Genomic DNA, 15,201 nt, shown 5'->3' with positions numbered 1-15,201 from the left:
TGAAGATCACGCCTTCGTCAAGTCCCGTGATTGTATCGACAGTGGCCAGGATAGATCAAACCTGTTCTTCGACCAGTCCTTCCGCCGTTTCGCGGCGTCGCTTCAGCGTATTTTCGCGGAAGAAAATATAGAGGCCGGATAGAACAATCAGGCCTGCGCCGATGACGATGCTGATATGCGGCACATCCCCGAAGAATGCCCAGCCGAAGATCACCGCCCACAGCAGCAGCGTATATTGCAGCGGCGCGACGGTCGCAGCATCGGCAAGCTTCAGAGCCCGATTGACCAGCACATGCGCCGCCATGGCGACTACGCCAAGCAGGCTGAGGAACGCCAGATCGAAGCTGGACTGGACCGGCAGCCAGCCAGATGGTGTCAGAAACACCGCAACGATGCCCGCAACACCGGCACCGATGATCTGCCAGAAGGCAAGCACCGTATCCGGCGTATTGCGCAGCTGGCGTCCGGACAACATCATGAAGGCGAAGGCAGCACTGCCGAGAATGGAAAACAGCGCAGCGGAAGTGAGGCTTGCCGAACTGGGTTTCAAGGCGATGAGAACGCCGACGAAACCGATGGCGATGGCCGTCCACCGACGCCAGCCGACCTTTTCTCCGAGCAGAAACGGCGCCAGAGCCGCCACATAAATGGGCGCTGCCAGCCAGTAGGTCATGACATCTGCCAGTGGCAGGCTCGCAACCGCGAAATAGAAACAGAAAAGCTCGGCAGTGGAGAAGAAGACACGCGCCGCCTGCAATCCGGGCCGCTCGACCTTCACTAGGCCGGAAAGGCCGGCTCGCCAGACGATGGGGACAAGGATGACAAGAGCCGCAGCACTTCGGATCAGGATAACCTGCCCCTGGCTATAGGTTGATACCAGCCATTTTCCCATGGCATCGTTCAACGCGAAAAGCAGCATTCCAAGCAGCATGACGGCCACGCCGAGGCCAGTCGGCGAAAGCTTTCGTATCATAGTCGACATGTCAGTTCCGATCTCTCCCAATCGCTGCATTGGTCGTTCAGCCAGCCACCCCTTGTCAAGCCCGGAGCGGGCCAACTTGTGTAATTAATATTACTAATGGAACGACCTATCGACCTCAGGCGAAGATTCGCCGCTCTTCGGCAACAAGTTCCTGAAGAAAATCAACTACGGTGCGGACACGGACCAATTGGCGGGCGGACTCGTGATAAGCCGTCCAGTAAGACCTGATGATGCTGATATGCGGCATGATCCGCAGAAGTTCAGGATATTGCCCGGCGATGTAATTGTGCAGAATGCCGATGCCCGCCCCCGACCGCACCGCCTCCGTCTGGCCGGTGGCACTGGAGATTTCAAAGGCGGCGTCCCAGTCGCGCATGATCTCACCGGTAAAGTTCAGTGAGGGCGAGAAGATCAGGTCCTCCACGTAACCGATGCGACGATGACGCTTGAGCGCCTCGACATCCGCCGGCGTTCCATATTCGGCCAGATAGTCCGCTGAGGCATAAAGCCCGAGCGAATAATCAGTGAGCTTTGAGAACATCAGCCTGCCCTGCTCCGGCCGTTCGATGGTGATGGCGATATCGGCCTCGCGTTGCGACAAAGAGAAGGAACGCGGCACGGGCACGAGCTGGATTTTGAGGTCAGGATAACGGGCCGTCAGCCGGCCGAGCCGTGGCGCGAGAAAGGAAACGCCAAGACCGTCCGGCGCGCCGATGCGCACCGTTCCCGCCACCGCCGTATCGACGCGACCGAGATTGGCCTGGGCATTCAGCATTTCGGTTTCCATGCGCTCGGCGGCGCCCAAAAACCGCTGACCTTCCTCGGTCATTTCGCAGCCATTCGTCCGGCGGATAAACAGCTGGGTCTTCAATGCCTGCTCCAGCAGCGTCAATCGCCGCGAAAGCGTTGCATGATTGAGCCCAAGCCGTTTCGATGCGGCGAGAATCTGCCCGGAGCGGGCAACGGCAAGGAATATGCGCACGTCATCCCAATTCATGGCTTGCCACGCATCATTACGGGTTCAACTTCGATCAAAGTCAGCGATGTCACCATTCCCGCCACACCCTGTTTATATTTCAGGAAATGCGGCGTCTGCAGATGCGCCTCATATGCAGTCTGGTTCGCATAAACTTCGAGGATGCGAATCTTTTCCGGGCTGCCTTTGATCGCCACCGCATTTAATGCAAGCACGCCATTTTCAAGACGGACAGACGCCTCGATCTCCTCTGCAAGCAATCTGCGATAGGCTTCCAGATGGGTCGGATCGATTTCTATTTCAGCCATCCTCACGACAGGTTCATCGCTTGCCATCTTTTGACTTTCTTTTTGAATGGCGAACTCGCCATGCCGGATCAGGAAACGCCTAAGAATGCTCATCGTGCTTTAATTTACGCACAACGGTTTCTTATCCGAGTTCATTGCTTTGTACAAATTCAAGTGCAATGCTGCACCCATCAAAAAATCGCGGAGGATTACCCATGAAGGAAATCGGTCATTTCATTAACGGCAAGCATGTGCAGGGCACCAGCGGCCGCACATCGAATGTCTATAACCCGGCGACCGGCGAAGTGCAGGCAACCGTTGCGCTTGCGAGCGACGCCGAACTGCGCGCCGCCGTTGAAAGCGCCAAGGCGGCACAGCCGAAATGGGCTGCCACCAACCCGCAGCGCCGCGCCCGTGTCTTTTTCAAATTCGTCGAACTTCTGAACCGCGACCTCAACGAGTTGGCGGTGCTGCTTTCCAGCGAGCACGGCAAAACTGTTGAGGATTCCAAGGGCGACATCATCCGCGGCCTCGAAGTCTGCGAATTCGTCTGCGGCATTCCGCATCTGCAGAAGGGTGAGTTCACCGAGGGCGCTGGCCCGGCCATCGACATGTATTCGATCCGCCAGCCGGTCGGCATCGGTGCCGGTATCACGCCGTTCAACTTCCCCGGCATGATCCCGATGTGGATGTTTGCGCCGGCGATCGCCTGCGGCAACGCCTTCATCCTCAAGCCTTCCGAGCGCGATCCGTCGCTGCCGATCCGCCTTGCCGAATTGATGATCGAAGCCGGTCTTCCGGCCGGTATCCTCAATGTCGTCAATGGTGACAAGGGCGCCGTCGACGCCATCCTGACCGATCCCGATATCGGCGCGGTCTCCTTCGTTGGCTCGACGCCGATCGCCCGCTACGTCTATGGCACTGCCGCCATGAACGGCAAGCGCGCGCAGTGCTTCGGCGGCGCGAAGAACCACATGATCATCATGCCGGATGCCGATCTTGATCAGGCGGTGAATGCATTGATGGGTGCGGGTTACGGTTCGGCCGGCGAGCGCTGCATGGCTGTTTCCGTTGCGGTTCCGGTTGGCGAAGAAACGGCCAATCGGCTCGTGGAAAAGCTCATCCCGCAGATCGAGAGCCTGAGAATCGGCCCCTATACCGATGACAAGGCCGATATGGGCCCGCTCGTCACCAAGGAAGCCCAGACACGCGTCAAGGGTCTGATCGACAGCGGTGTTGAACAGGGCGCAAAACTGCTGGTCGATGGCCGCGATTTCAAGCTGCAGGGTTACGAGGACGGTTATTTCGTCGGCGGCTGCCTGTTCGACCACGTCACGCCTGACATGGACATCTACAAGACGGAAATCTTTGGACCGGTTCTGTCGGTCGTTCGCGCCAAGAACTACGAAGATGCGCTGGAACTGCCGATGAAGCATGAGTACGGCAACGGCGTTGCGATCTACACCCGTGACGGCGATGCAGCACGCGACTTCGCAAGCCGCATCAACATCGGCATGATCGGCGTCAACGTTCCGATCCCGGTTCCGCTTGCCTACCACTCCTTCGGCGGCTGGAAGGCCTCGAGCTTCGGTGACCTTAACCAGCACGGCACGGATTCGATCAAGTTCTGGACCAAGACCAAGACGATCACCTCGCGCTGGCCGTCCGGCATCAAGTCTGGTGCCGAATTCGTCATGCCGACGATGAAATAAGCCGAAAAACCGGCAACCAAAACAAAAAGCCCCGCTGCGAAAACAGCGGGGCTTTTTTTGACTAAAAAGACTACTAAAAAAATCAAGTTTTTTCGTCAAAATAATTCCACTTAAAGCTGTTATCGCGTAAGAGAGCCGTTGCGGCGTGGGGACGCTGCCAATCGACGATTACGGGGAAGCCTGCAAACTCAATCTGCCCGGAGAGGGGCATGTCATGAGGGACTATTATGAGTGAAATCTCAGTCAGCGCGGATCAGCGCGCGCTCGAACGTGGCTCGTTCAGTGGAAATGCCAAGGAATATTTTGGCATCTGGATCGTCAATATTCTGCTGACGATCGTCACGATCGGCATCTATTCCGCCTGGGCAAAGGTGCGCCGCAAGCGTTATTTCAATGGCAACACCGTGCTGGCCGGCCGCGCTTTCGGTTATCACGCCACCGGCGGGCAAATCTTCAAGGGTCGGCTGATTGCATTTGCATTCATCGTCGTCTCGCAGCTTGTTGGCCTCATCCATCCGTTTCTGGTCTTCGTGCCGGCGATCCTGCTGATGATCTTCTTTCCCTGGCTCATCACGCGCAGCATTCGTTTCAATGCGCGGGTGACGAGCTATCGCAATGTCCGTTTCGATTTCGTCGGCACTGCGGGAGGCGCCTTCGTCTCCATTCTGCTCGGCAGCCTCGTCGCGCTTTTCTCCTTCGGCATTCTGGCACCACTGTCCAGCCGCTGGGCAAACCGCTACATTTTCAGCAACCTGCGTTACGGTGACCGGCCTTTCAGTGCCGACCCGAAGATCAGCGCGCTTTACCAGGTCTGGATCATTCCTGCGATCATGGTGGTGATCGGCAGCATCGTGGTCGGTTTCTTCGGCATTGCCGCCTTTGCGGCCAATAGCGCTATCCTCGAAGACGAGACGGCCGCCATGGTTACCGCGCTTGCCTCCCTCTATGTCGGCCTTTTCGGCGCATTTCTGGTTTATGGCCTCGCGGGCGTCGTTTATCGCACGGGCGTTCGCAACGTCGTTATTTCGTCCATGCTGCTGGATGGAAAGCACGACCTGCACAGCGACCTGCATCGCGGGCGCTACCTTTGGATCGTCATCTCCAACCTTGTTGTCACCGTTTTCACACTTGGCCTGATGCGGCCATGGGCAGCGGTGCGCGAGGCGCGTTATACCGTGGAACGCACGGCGATCCGCTTCAACGGCGATGTGGGCGAGGTCCTTTCTTCGATGGAAGCAACGGGTGCTGCCGTCAGCGCCGAATATATGGATATGGAAGGCTTCGAATTTGGTTTCTGATATCGGAGGAACCGTTTCGGGCGAGTGGCATGCCGCTCGCTCCAGCCTTTCCAGCGCCGCCAGGCTGAAGCTTGGCGGCACGGTCCTTCTCGTGCTCGACGCGAAGGACAATCATGTCAGAACCCAGGCCGAGATAAAAACGGTCGAGATCAGCCACCGGGTCGGCGCCATTCCCCGGGAGTTGCATTTTCCCGATGGTTCGCTGTTCGAAACACGTGACAATGACGGCGTGGACAGATTGCTGCACGCGCACATCGCCAGACGCACCGGCGTCGTGCACTGGCTGGAACAGTTCCGCCCGCGATTGATCGGCATCACCGCAGCAGCCGTTCTTCTGGCCTATGGCACCTACAAGCTGGCGCTTCCCGCGCTCGTCGAACTGGCGGTCGCTGTCACCCCGCCGATCGTTCCGCAGGTCATGTCGGCCAGTACCATGCAGGCCTTCGACCAGACAGTCTTCTCCGCAAGCGAACTACCGCAGGAGGAGCAGGATGCCATCCGCGCGGAATTTGCCCGGATCGCCGCCCATGCGGAAGGTTCGCCTGAGGACTACAAGCTGAATTTCCGCAAGGGCGGTTACATCGGCCCCAATGCCTTCGCGCTACCGGATGGAACGCTGGTACTGACGGATGAGCTGGTGGAGCTGGCAGGTGACGACAGGCAGATGATCACCGGCGTTCTCGCGCATGAAATCGGCCATGTGGAATATGAGCACAGCCTGCGACAGCTTTATCGCGCCGCCGGTGTCGCCGGTCTCGTCATGCTGATTGCCGGTGATGTCGGTTCGGCCATGGAAGATATTCTCACCCAGGGCGGCGGTCTTCTGGCGCTATCACATTCGCGCGATGCCGAGCGGCAGGCGGACGAGCGCTCCGTGGTACTGATGCGCAAGGCTGGACTCGACCCCACCGCTATCGAGCGCTTCTTCGCGTTGCTTGAGGAAAAGCTCGGCGACAAGGGCGGCACCAGCATCGTCTCCACCCATCCGGGAACACCGGAAAGGCGTAAAGCGATCCTCGATTACAACGCTTCACTCGATAACAAACCGGCGGGCAACTGACCCGCCGATAATCAAGGCACTCGAGTTGCAAGCCTTGAGAACGGCATCAGTTGGTCGGACCGTCGTTGAAACCCACTTCGTCCACCAGTTCGGACGCCTGCTTGCGATGAGCGGCAATATCCGTCAACGGCAGCTTATCCGGATTGATGGGCCCAAAACCCTTGACGACATCGGACGGCTCGGCACCTGGCAGTACCGGATATTCAAAGACCTGCTTGGCGTAGATTTCCTGCGCCTCGCGGGACGCCAGGAATTCCATCAGCTTCAGCGCATTGTCCTTGTTGGGCGCATATTTCGTCAGTGCCATGCCGGAAATATTCACATGCGTGCCGCGGTCGCCGGCATTGGGGAAGATCACCCGCACCGATCCCGCCCACACTTTTTCTTCCGGTTCCTGATCATTGGTCAGCATCAGGCCGACATAATAGGTATTGCCGAGCGCGATGTCACATTCGCCGGAAAAGATCGATTTCGCCTGGCTGCGGTCGGTTCCATCCGGCTTGCGGGCGAGATTGTTCTTCAGACCGGTCAGCCATGTGCGGGTGTAATCGACGCCATGATGGGCGATCATCGAGGCGATCAGGGCAATATTGTAGGAATGCTGGCCGTCACGAATGCAGATCTTGCCCTTCCATTTCGGGTCGGCAAGCTCCTCATAGGTAATGTCCTTCTGGGTTACCCGCTCCTTCGAGGCATAGACCACCCGGCCGCGCGTCGTCAGGCCGAACCACTCGCCCTGCGGATCGCGCAGATTGGCGGGGATGTCCTTCTCGATCACTGGATCGTTTAGAACCGGCTGCGTGACGCCGCCTTCCTTCGCCTCAACGAGACGGGCGATATCAACCGTCAGCAGCAGATCGGCGGGGGAGTTGACGCCCTCGGCCTGAATGCGCTCCACCAGCCCCTTGTCGAGGAAAAGAACGTTGGCTTCTATGCCCGTTTCTTTCGTGAAGGCATCGAGCAGCGGCTGGATCAGCTCGGGCTGGCGATAGGAATAGACATTCACCTCGCCTTCCGCAAAAGCCACGGGCGCGCCGGAAAGGATCGTCAGCCCTGAAAAAACGGCAGCGGAAAAATACGATTTCAAGCTTGCCATTACGAATGCCTCCATTACATTCAGATTCTTGACTTGTTTGTTCATGAATCATTGAGGCGGTCAACAAGGCTGTTCGAGAAATATCGTATGGCCGCCAGTTTTTTCGGTTTCTGGAATTGTTCTAAACTGAAAAAGAGACTATATAACTCCACATTGAGAGTTAGGAGACCAGCATGCGTTTGACCAAACAGACCAACTATGCCGTTCGCATGTTGATGTATTGCGCTGCGAATGAAGGCAAGCTTAGCCGCATTCCGGAGATCGCCAGGGCTTACGGCGTATCTGAGCTGTTCCTTTTCAAAATCCTGCAGCCGCTCAACAAGGCGGGCCTCGTAGAAACCGTGCGTGGCCGCAATGGTGGCGTGCGGCTTGGCAAGCCTGCCGAAAAGATCAGCCTGTTCGACGTGGTGCGCGTGACCGAAGACAGCTTTGCCATGGCAGAATGCTTCGAGGACGGTGCCGTGGAGTGTCCGCTTGTGGACAGCTGCGGCTTGAACTCGGCGCTGCGCAAGGCGCTCAATGCCTTCTTTGATGTTCTTGCGGAATATTCGATCGACGATCTGGTCAAGGCGCGCCCGCAGATCAACTTCCTGCTCGGGATCGATACGGAAATGCCGAAGGCCATGACCCTTCCCGCCGCCTGATCACGCGGATACCAGAACAGCAAAAGCCAAAGCCCGCGCCTACAGGTTGCGGGTTTTTCTTTTATAAAATACTCATGAAATACAATATTTTTGGCGATGCAGGTTGACGCCGCCAGACGAAGCGGCGCATTTGGTCACGAGCTTTTTCAAGCAACCAATCAGCGTCGCAATGATCATCAAGCCTGAATTCCATACATTTGCGCTTACCGCCCTTGTCGGCAGCATGGGCGCACTGCTCGCCAGCCTGCTGCATATCCCCGCCCCCTTCCTTTCCGGGCCGGCGGTTGCCGTAACGATCACCGGACTGGCGGGCGTCAAGCTTGGAATTCCGGCCTTCATCCGCAATGCCTGTTTCGTCGTCGTCGGCATATCGATGGGAACGAGCGTGACGCCCTCGGTCATCGATGCGGCAAAGACATGGCCGCTGAGCTTCGTCATTGTGCTCGTCGCCGTCGTCATCATGCTCTATGTCGCCTATTGGATCCTGCATTACGGTTTCGGATACGACCGGACGACGGCAATGCTGGGCGCTTCCCCCGGCCACCTCAGCTATATCATCAGCCTTGGGGCGGAGACGAAAAGCGACCTTGCGACCGTCAGCATCGTGCAGAGCGTCAGGGTACTGGCGCTGACGCTGTCCGTACCGCTGATCGTTGAATATTTCGATCTGGTCAGCACCGAACCGCTGATAACCAACCCGCCAATGGGCCTGTTAACCCTGGCGCTAACCATCGCTGCATCGCTTCTGACCGGCTGGCTTTTCCTGCGCTGGAGATTTCCGGCAGCCCTGCTGCTTGGCGGCGTGGCAATTTCCATCGGCACCCATATTACCGGCCTCACAGAGGGCGGCGTTCCTACCTGGCTCAGCCTGCCGGTCTATGTGCTGATCGGCTGTCTCATTGGCACGCGTTTTTCCAACGTATCGCTGATGGAAGTGCGCAAGGGTTTTCTGGCCGGCTTCGTCGTCACCATCGCCGTGATGGTGATTGCCGGCAGCATTGCCTGGATGATTTCCAGCGTCACCGGTGTTCCGCTCAATGCCGTGATGATCGCCTATGCGCCGGGCGGTCTCGAAACCATGGCGGCCATGGCGGTGATGATGCATGCCGATACTGCCTATGTCGGCTCCCATCATGTCATAAGGCTTCTTTTCCTCTCCGTCCTCATGCCACTCGTCATGGGCAAGGACGCCCGCAAGCCGAACGGCGAGACCTGACGAACCCCAGCCGGAACCGCCAGCGCTAAAAATCTGACTGGCGTGCAACCATTTTTCCTCCCACCCGTTGATATTCAGCCGCAACTGCGGCGGCGATCTCTCGCCTGTTCAGCAGGCTGACCCACCGGAGGACCATTCATGAACCGCTTGATGACGTTGACGGGCGCCGGACTTGCGCTTGCCTTTTCTGTTTCCATCGCTCAGGCGCAGGTGGTTGTGTCGTCGAAGATCGACACGGAGGGCGGCGTTCTCGGCAACATCATCCTCGCCGTGCTGAACAAGAATAATATCGAGACGACGGACCGCATCCAGCTTGGCGCCACCCCGGTGGTGAGGAAAGCGATTACGGCGGGCGAAATCGATATCTACCCGGAATATACAGGCAACGCCGCCTTCTTTTTCTCCAAGGCCGATGATCCGCTCTGGAAAGATGCCGCCAAGGGCTATGAAGAGGCGAAAACGCTAGATTACGACGCCAACAAGATCGTCTGGCTGACGCCATCCCCGGCAAACAACACCTGGGCTATCGCGTTACGCAAGGATGTCGCCGACAAGAACAATCTGAAGTCGCTTTCGGACTTCGGTAAATATGTCGCCGATGGCGGCGAGGTGGTTCTTGCCGCATCCTCCGAATTCGTCAATTCCGCCGCCGCCTTGCCGGCGTTTCAGACGACCTATGGCTTTACCCTGAAACCGGAGCAGCTGATCACGCTGTCCGGCGGTGACACGGCGGCCACGATCGCAGCTGCCGCCAATCAGACCAACAATGCCAATGCCGCCATGGTTTACGGCACAGATGGCGGCATCGCGCCTTCGGGGCTTGTCGTGCTGGAAGACGACAAACATGTGCAGCCGGTCTATCAGCCTGCGCCGGTCATTCGCGAAGAGGTTCTGAAAAAGAACCCCAATATCGAGGAACTGTTGAAACCCGTGTTCGAAAAACTTGATCTGGCGACGCTGCAGGATCTGAATGCCCGCGTACAGGTGGGTGGCGAACAGGCCAAGACCGTGGCACTCGACTTCCTGACAAAGAACGGTTTCGTCAAATAATCACCTATGAGACAATGATGCGGGATGGCGAAAAGCAGGTGCGGTTTTCAACATCCCGCCCCAGCTTGGCGTCCAGGGGAGCGGAATTTGACGAAATGGCCTGACAAGGTGGGTGTGCTGATTTCGTGCCTGCTGCTCTACGCACTCTCCGCCTCGCCCTTCATGATATTCCGCGCCAATCGGATTGTTCAGGGTGAAGCGCGAACGATCTTCGAAGCCCTTCCCGCAACGGCCGCAGCCTTGCTTGTCGCCATTATCCTGATTGCCGCCTTCATCGCCTTCTTTCGCTTCCCGGCGCAGCTAAAACTGGCGGCAGCGCTGGGGGGGCTGGCGGCACTGGCAATCTTCGTCGGTCAGGCAGCCTCCGCCCTGATACCGGAGGGCAACAGTTTTGCCCGCGTTTCGCCTGCCAGCGGGTTCTGGCTGATGTTTGCCGGGCTGTCATTGCTTGCGACAGACTGCATTGCCCGTCTCCAGCCGAAGCCCGCCATGCGTATTTTTCTGCTGCTGCTAGCCATCGCTGCCCTCGCAGCGGTCTTGACCAGCGGCCTCTGGAATGACCTCTCCATCATCAAGGAATATGACGGCCGGGCGGATATATTCTGGACCGAGGCCCTGCGGCATGTGGAGCTGGCCATAGGTTCGCTGATCGCGGCGACCGTCGTGGGTATTCCGCTGGGGATACTCTGTTACAAGGTCGCGCGGTTGCGCGCCGGCCTGCTCAACAGCCTCAACATCATCCAGACTATCCCGTCCATCGCCCTTTTCGGCCTTCTGATCGCGCCGCTCGGATGGATCGCCGCCACTGTGCCGGGCGCCGCAAAGATCGGCATTGCCGGCATCGGCATGGCGCCCGCTTTTGTGGCGCTGTTTCTCTATTCGCTGCTGCCGGTCGTTTCCAATACGGTCGTCGGTCTTTCCGGCGTCTCGCAGGCGGTCCGGGAAGCGGCGCGTGGACTTGGCATGACGCCGGTGCAAAGGCTGCTGCGGGTGGAATTTCCACTGGCCATGCCGGTCATCCTCACGGGCATCCGCATCGTACTGGTGCAGAATATCGGGCTGGCGACCATCGCCGCGCTGATCGGCGGCGGCGGTTTTGGCGTTTTCGTGTTTCAGGGCATCGGACAGACGGCGATGGACCTCGTACTGCTCGGCACCGTGCCGACCGCTCTCCTCGGTTTTGCCGCCGCGATCACACTCGATGCCCTCATCGACAGCAATCTCTTCAGCGCAGGCGGAAGGCAACGGGCATGATCGAGATCGACACCATCACAAAACGATATGGCGATGCGGCCGTGGTGGATCAGGTGTCGCTGACTGTCGCACCGCGCACCGTGACCGTCATCGTCGGCACCTCAGGATCGGGGAAAACCACGTTGCTGCGGATGATAAACCGGCTGGTGGAACCGACCTCCGGCACGATCCGGATCGACGGCGAGGATGTCAGCACGATGCCGGGTTACAAACTGCGCCGACAGATCGGCTATGCCATTCAGGGCCATGGCCTGTTTCCACACAGGACGGTGGCGGAGAATATCGCCACCGTTCCGCAGTTGGTCGGCTGGGACCGCAAACGCATCGAGGCGAAGATCGATGCGTTGATGCACCTCTTCCAGCTTGATCCCGCGCTTTATGCGGACCGTTTTCCGCATGAGCTTTCCGGCGGCCAGCAGCAGCGTGTCGGCGTGGCGCGGGCGCTTGCCGCAGAGCCTAATATCTTGCTGATGGATGAACCCTTCGGCGCGCTCGACCCGGTGATCCGCGCCAAGGCGCAGAACGATCTTCTCGATATTCAAAAAAAGCTCGGCGTTACCATCGTTCTCGTGACGCACGATATGGACGAGGCCTTTCATCTGGCGGATCGCATTGCGGTGATGGACAAGGGCCGCATCGTGCAGGATTGCCCGCCGGCCGAACTGGTGCTGAAACCGGCAACCGATTTCGTGCGCACCCTGATCGGCGAAAACGAGCGCGCGCTGAAACTGCTGTCGGTTCTCTCGATTGCTGACATCGTGGAGCCGGGAAGCGCCGAGGGTGAACCGCTCACCGAACATACAAGCCAGCGCGATGCCCTGTCAGCGATGTTATGGGCGGGCTGCGATGTCCTGCCGGTCGTCAAGGACGACGGCCAGCTCGCCGGCCGGGTGCGGCGGGACGTTCTCCTCCAGCGTGCTGCCGGAGCCTTATGAAAAACGCGGCCTCTTTTCTTGCAATCGGCTTTCTGGTGCTGGTGCTGATCGTCTTTCTTGCAGCGCCGCAAATCTTCGCGCCGATATTCCGCCCTCTTGTGCAGGCCAATGCACCGGCGATCTACACGCAGGCCAATCTGCTCTCGCTCACCCTCTCGCATCTGACCACCGTGGCGATCGCCACGGGGCTGGCCACGCTGGTAGCGGGCGCGCTCGCAGTTCTAGTCACTAGGCCTTTCGGGGCGGATTTCCTGCCGCTGTCGCGCAGCATCGTCAATATCGGCCAGACCTTCCCGCCCGTGGCGGTACTGGCGCTTGCGGTGCCGATGATCGGTTTCGGGGAAAAACCGACGCTTATTGCACTGTTTTTATACGCATTGCTGCCGGTGTTCGAAAATACGCTGACCGGGCTTACCACCCTGCCCGCCACGGTGATGGATGCCGCCAGAGGCAGCGGCATGACCGGCTGGCAGCGGCTTGTCAAAGTGGAACTGCCGCTTGCCCTGCCCGCCATTCTTGCAGGTATACGGTTGTCGGCAGTCATCAGCCTTTCAACAGCCACCATCGGCTCCACGGTAGCGGCACGCACGCTTGGTGAAGTGATCATCGCCGGCCTGCAATCCAACAATCTCGCCTTCATCCTGCAGGGCGGCTTGATCGTCGCCGCACTGGCAATTCTGATCCACTCTGCCTTTTCCGCGCTGGAAAGAACCGCCGCCCGCAAAACCGGGCACTGACACGGGCTGGCGCCGCATTTTTATATTCCCGATACCTGCCGCACATGTTAGGGGCTGACCGTCGAAACAGAAACATCAGAGGTTCGGGTGACACAGGCAATCGTCGTGATGGGAGTGAGCGGCTCTGGCAAGTCCACGGTCGCAGAGGAACTGGCGGAAAAACTGGGCATTGCCTTTATTGAAGGCGACAAGCTTCACCCGAAAGCCAATGTCGATAAAATGTCCGAAGGCATTCCACTGACGGACGAAGATCGTTGGCCCTGGCTGGACCTGATCGGCGCGGAACTGCGCAAGGGCAGCGAAGGCAACGGTGTCGTCGTATCCTGCTCGGCACTCAAGAAAATCTATCGTGACCGGCTTCGCACGGCCACCGGCAGCCCGCTTGCTTTTGTTTATCTGGATGGCAGCCTGGAGCTTCTCAGCCGGCGCATGGGTGAACGCAAGGGCCATTTCATGCCGCTCTCGCTACTTCAAACCCAGCTTGCGACGCTGGAAGTGCCGACCGGCGAACCGGGCGTCGTCACCGTCAGCATCGACACCACACCGGAAGAAATCGCGAAAAATGCGCTTTCCGGCCTTAAAACAGTGACGTTCTAACTCCCTGTTTCATTTCCGGAGGAGAAACCGCTTCAGGCTTTTGCGGGAAATGCTCTAAAAGCCGAGCCTGTCCCGCATGCCGTACCACCAGGCGCCAAGCACGGTCAGCGGCACGCGGAAGGTCTTGCCGCCGGGGAACGGATAGTTCGGCAGCGAACTCCAGACATCGAAACGTTCGGCGTGGCCGGCAACGGCCTCGCCCAATATCTTGCCGAGCAGATGTGTGGTCGTGACGCCATGGCCGCTGTCGCCATGCGAAAAATAGATATTGTCCGAAAGCCTGCCCATATGCGGGATGCGCGTCAGCGTCAGCGCAAAATTGCCGCTCCAGGCGAAGTCGATCCTGGTCTTTTCCAGTTGCGGAAAAGTCTTCAGCATGTTCGGGCGGATAACGCCGGTGAGGTCGGCGGGGTCGCTGCCACCATAACCGATGCCGCCGCCGTAAAGCAGGCGGTTATCCGAGGTGCGGCGGTAATAATCGAGAATGTAATTGGCATCCTCGACGCAATAATCGGCGGGCAAAAGCGCCTCGATCAGATCGGCATCGAGCGGTTCCGTCGCCATGACCTGACTTGAGACCGGCATCATCCGCTCGCCGATTTCCGGCAGCAATGTGCCCAGATAGGCATTACCGCAGACGAGCACATATTTCGCCTTCACACTGCCCGTTGCCGCGCGCACAACGGGGTTTGGACCCTGTTCTACCGAGATCACCCGCGAATTTTCGAATATGCGGGCACCGAGACTTTCGGCCGCCGCCGCCTCGCCCTGCACCAGGTTGAGCGGGTGGATGTGGCCGCCGAGGCGGTCGATCATGCCGCCGGCATAACGGTCGGACTTTACATAAGTACCGACATCCGCTCTGGAGACCATTTCCAGCCCGCCATGGCCGTGCTTTTCCCAATGGGCCTTGTGGGCCTCCATCTCGCGGATCTGTTTCGGCGTGAAGGCGGCAAAGAAGCCACCATCGACGAGATCGCAATCGATGGCATATTTGGCGATGCGCTCACGGATAATTGCGCCACCTTCCAGCGACATTGCCCCGAGCTTTACCGCCTTGTCATGCCCATAACGGCCAGCGATGGTTTCGAGATCACGGCTATAGCCATTGACGATCTGGCCGCCATTGCGGCCCGAGGCGCCGAAGCCGACACGCACGCCTTCCAGTACGATGACGGCATAACCGCGTTCACTGAGTTCAAGTGCTGCGGAAATTCCGGTGAAACCGCCGCCGATGATGCAGACATCGGCTTCCAGCGCGCCTTCGAGCGTTGGTCGCACGGATTTGACATTGGCGGAGGCCGCATACCATGAGGATGTGTGGCCCGGATTGGGGATCGTCGTTACCTCAGCCATT

15 protein-coding genes are annotated in these 15,201 nt (G+C 58.6%); 10 read left to right on the top strand and 5 right to left on the bottom strand.

Annotation, left to right across the window (positions count from 1 at the left end):
• Window positions 1-55: 55 nt before the first annotated feature.
• From QSV77_RS13595 to QSV77_RS13585, 3 genes are all read right to left on the bottom strand, one after another.
• Window positions 56-973, bottom strand: a complete 918-nt coding sequence (locus QSV77_RS13595) for a DMT family transporter (RefSeq protein ID WP_269700647.1) — start codon at window positions 971-973, stop codon at window positions 56-58.
• 124 nt (window positions 974-1,097) lie between these two features.
• On the bottom strand, window positions 1,098-1,979 hold the full coding sequence (locus QSV77_RS13590; RefSeq protein ID WP_269700386.1) for a LysR family transcriptional regulator: 882 nt from the start codon (window positions 1,977-1,979) through the stop codon (window positions 1,098-1,100).
• Window positions 1,976-2,293 carry a putative quinol monooxygenase gene (locus QSV77_RS13585; protein WP_302733947.1) on the bottom strand — a complete coding sequence of 106 codons (318 nt, stop codon included), beginning with the start codon at window positions 2,291-2,293 and terminating at the stop codon, window positions 1,976-1,978. Before QSV77_RS13585 ends, QSV77_RS13590 begins: the two co-directional genes overlap by 4 nt.
• A 167-nt stretch (window positions 2,294-2,460) precedes the next feature.
• Between QSV77_RS13585 and QSV77_RS13580 the strand changes: the two genes are divergently transcribed.
• From QSV77_RS13580 to QSV77_RS13570, 3 genes are all read left to right on the top strand, one after another.
• Window positions 2,461-3,957 carry a CoA-acylating methylmalonate-semialdehyde dehydrogenase gene (locus QSV77_RS13580; protein WP_142840819.1) on the top strand — a complete coding sequence of 499 codons (1,497 nt, stop codon included), beginning with the start codon at window positions 2,461-2,463 and terminating at the stop codon, window positions 3,955-3,957.
• Window positions 3,958-4,184: 227 nt separating this feature from the next.
• Complete coding sequence (locus tag QSV77_RS13575) at window positions 4,185-5,255, top strand: YjgN family protein (protein WP_142840818.1); 1,071 nt, start codon at window positions 4,185-4,187, stop codon at window positions 5,253-5,255.
• On the top strand, window positions 5,245-6,315 hold the full coding sequence (locus QSV77_RS13570) for a M48 family metallopeptidase (protein ID WP_271360528.1): 1,071 nt from the start codon (window positions 5,245-5,247) through the stop codon (window positions 6,313-6,315). The genes QSV77_RS13575 and QSV77_RS13570 overlap by 11 nt, the downstream gene beginning before the upstream one ends.
• A 46-nt stretch (window positions 6,316-6,361) precedes the next feature.
• Here QSV77_RS13570 and QSV77_RS13565 read toward each other — a convergent pair whose 3' ends face one another.
• The gene (locus QSV77_RS13565; protein ID WP_271360527.1) at window positions 6,362-7,411 is read right to left on the bottom strand and encodes a Fe(3+) ABC transporter substrate-binding protein; all 1,050 of its coding nucleotides are present in this window, start codon (window positions 7,409-7,411) and stop codon (window positions 6,362-6,364) included.
• Between the two features lie 173 nt (window positions 7,412-7,584).
• On the opposite strand from QSV77_RS13565, the gene rirA reads away from it, so the two are divergent.
• From rirA to QSV77_RS13530, 7 genes are all read left to right on the top strand, one after another.
• Window positions 7,585-8,055: an iron-responsive transcriptional regulator RirA gene (gene rirA / locus QSV77_RS13560; protein ID WP_142840815.1), complete on the top strand. Its 471-nt coding sequence runs from the start codon at window positions 7,585-7,587 to the stop codon at window positions 8,053-8,055.
• 169 nt (window positions 8,056-8,224) lie between these two features.
• On the top strand, window positions 8,225-9,271 hold the full coding sequence (locus QSV77_RS13555; protein WP_302733789.1) for an AbrB family transcriptional regulator: 1,047 nt from the start codon (window positions 8,225-8,227) through the stop codon (window positions 9,269-9,271).
• A gap of 138 nt (window positions 9,272-9,409) precedes the next feature.
• On the top strand, window positions 9,410-10,321 hold the full coding sequence (locus QSV77_RS13550) for an ABC transporter substrate-binding protein (protein ID WP_142840813.1): 912 nt from the start codon (window positions 9,410-9,412) through the stop codon (window positions 10,319-10,321).
• An 87-nt stretch (window positions 10,322-10,408) separates the two neighbouring features.
• On the top strand, window positions 10,409-11,575 hold the full coding sequence (locus QSV77_RS13545) for an ABC transporter permease (protein WP_302733788.1): 1,167 nt from the start codon (window positions 10,409-10,411) through the stop codon (window positions 11,573-11,575).
• The gene (locus tag QSV77_RS13540) at window positions 11,572-12,510 is read left to right on the top strand and encodes an ABC transporter ATP-binding protein (RefSeq protein ID WP_302733787.1); all 939 of its coding nucleotides are present in this window, start codon (window positions 11,572-11,574) and stop codon (window positions 12,508-12,510) included. Before QSV77_RS13545 ends, QSV77_RS13540 begins: the two co-directional genes overlap by 4 nt.
• The gene (locus QSV77_RS13535; protein ID WP_142855168.1) at window positions 12,507-13,247 is read left to right on the top strand and encodes an ABC transporter permease; all 741 of its coding nucleotides are present in this window, start codon (window positions 12,507-12,509) and stop codon (window positions 13,245-13,247) included. The genes QSV77_RS13540 and QSV77_RS13535 overlap by 4 nt, the downstream gene beginning before the upstream one ends.
• A gap of 108 nt (window positions 13,248-13,355) precedes the next feature.
• Complete coding sequence (locus QSV77_RS13530) at window positions 13,356-13,844, top strand: gluconokinase (RefSeq protein WP_065114584.1); 489 nt, start codon at window positions 13,356-13,358, stop codon at window positions 13,842-13,844.
• A 54-nt stretch (window positions 13,845-13,898) separates the two neighbouring features.
• Here QSV77_RS13530 and QSV77_RS13525 read toward each other — a convergent pair whose 3' ends face one another.
• Window positions 13,899-15,200, bottom strand: a complete 1,302-nt coding sequence (locus QSV77_RS13525) for an FAD-binding oxidoreductase (protein WP_302733786.1) — start codon at window positions 15,198-15,200, stop codon at window positions 13,899-13,901.
• Window position 15,201: the final 1 nt, after the last annotated feature.

Origin of the sequence: Agrobacterium sp. V1, from assembly GCF_030518355.1 — a bacterium.
Taxonomy (GTDB): domain Bacteria; phylum Pseudomonadota; class Alphaproteobacteria; order Rhizobiales; family Rhizobiaceae; genus Agrobacterium; species Agrobacterium cucumeris.
Note: the sequence above shows the minus strand (reverse complement) of the source record. Positions and strands in the feature narration are given on the sequence as shown.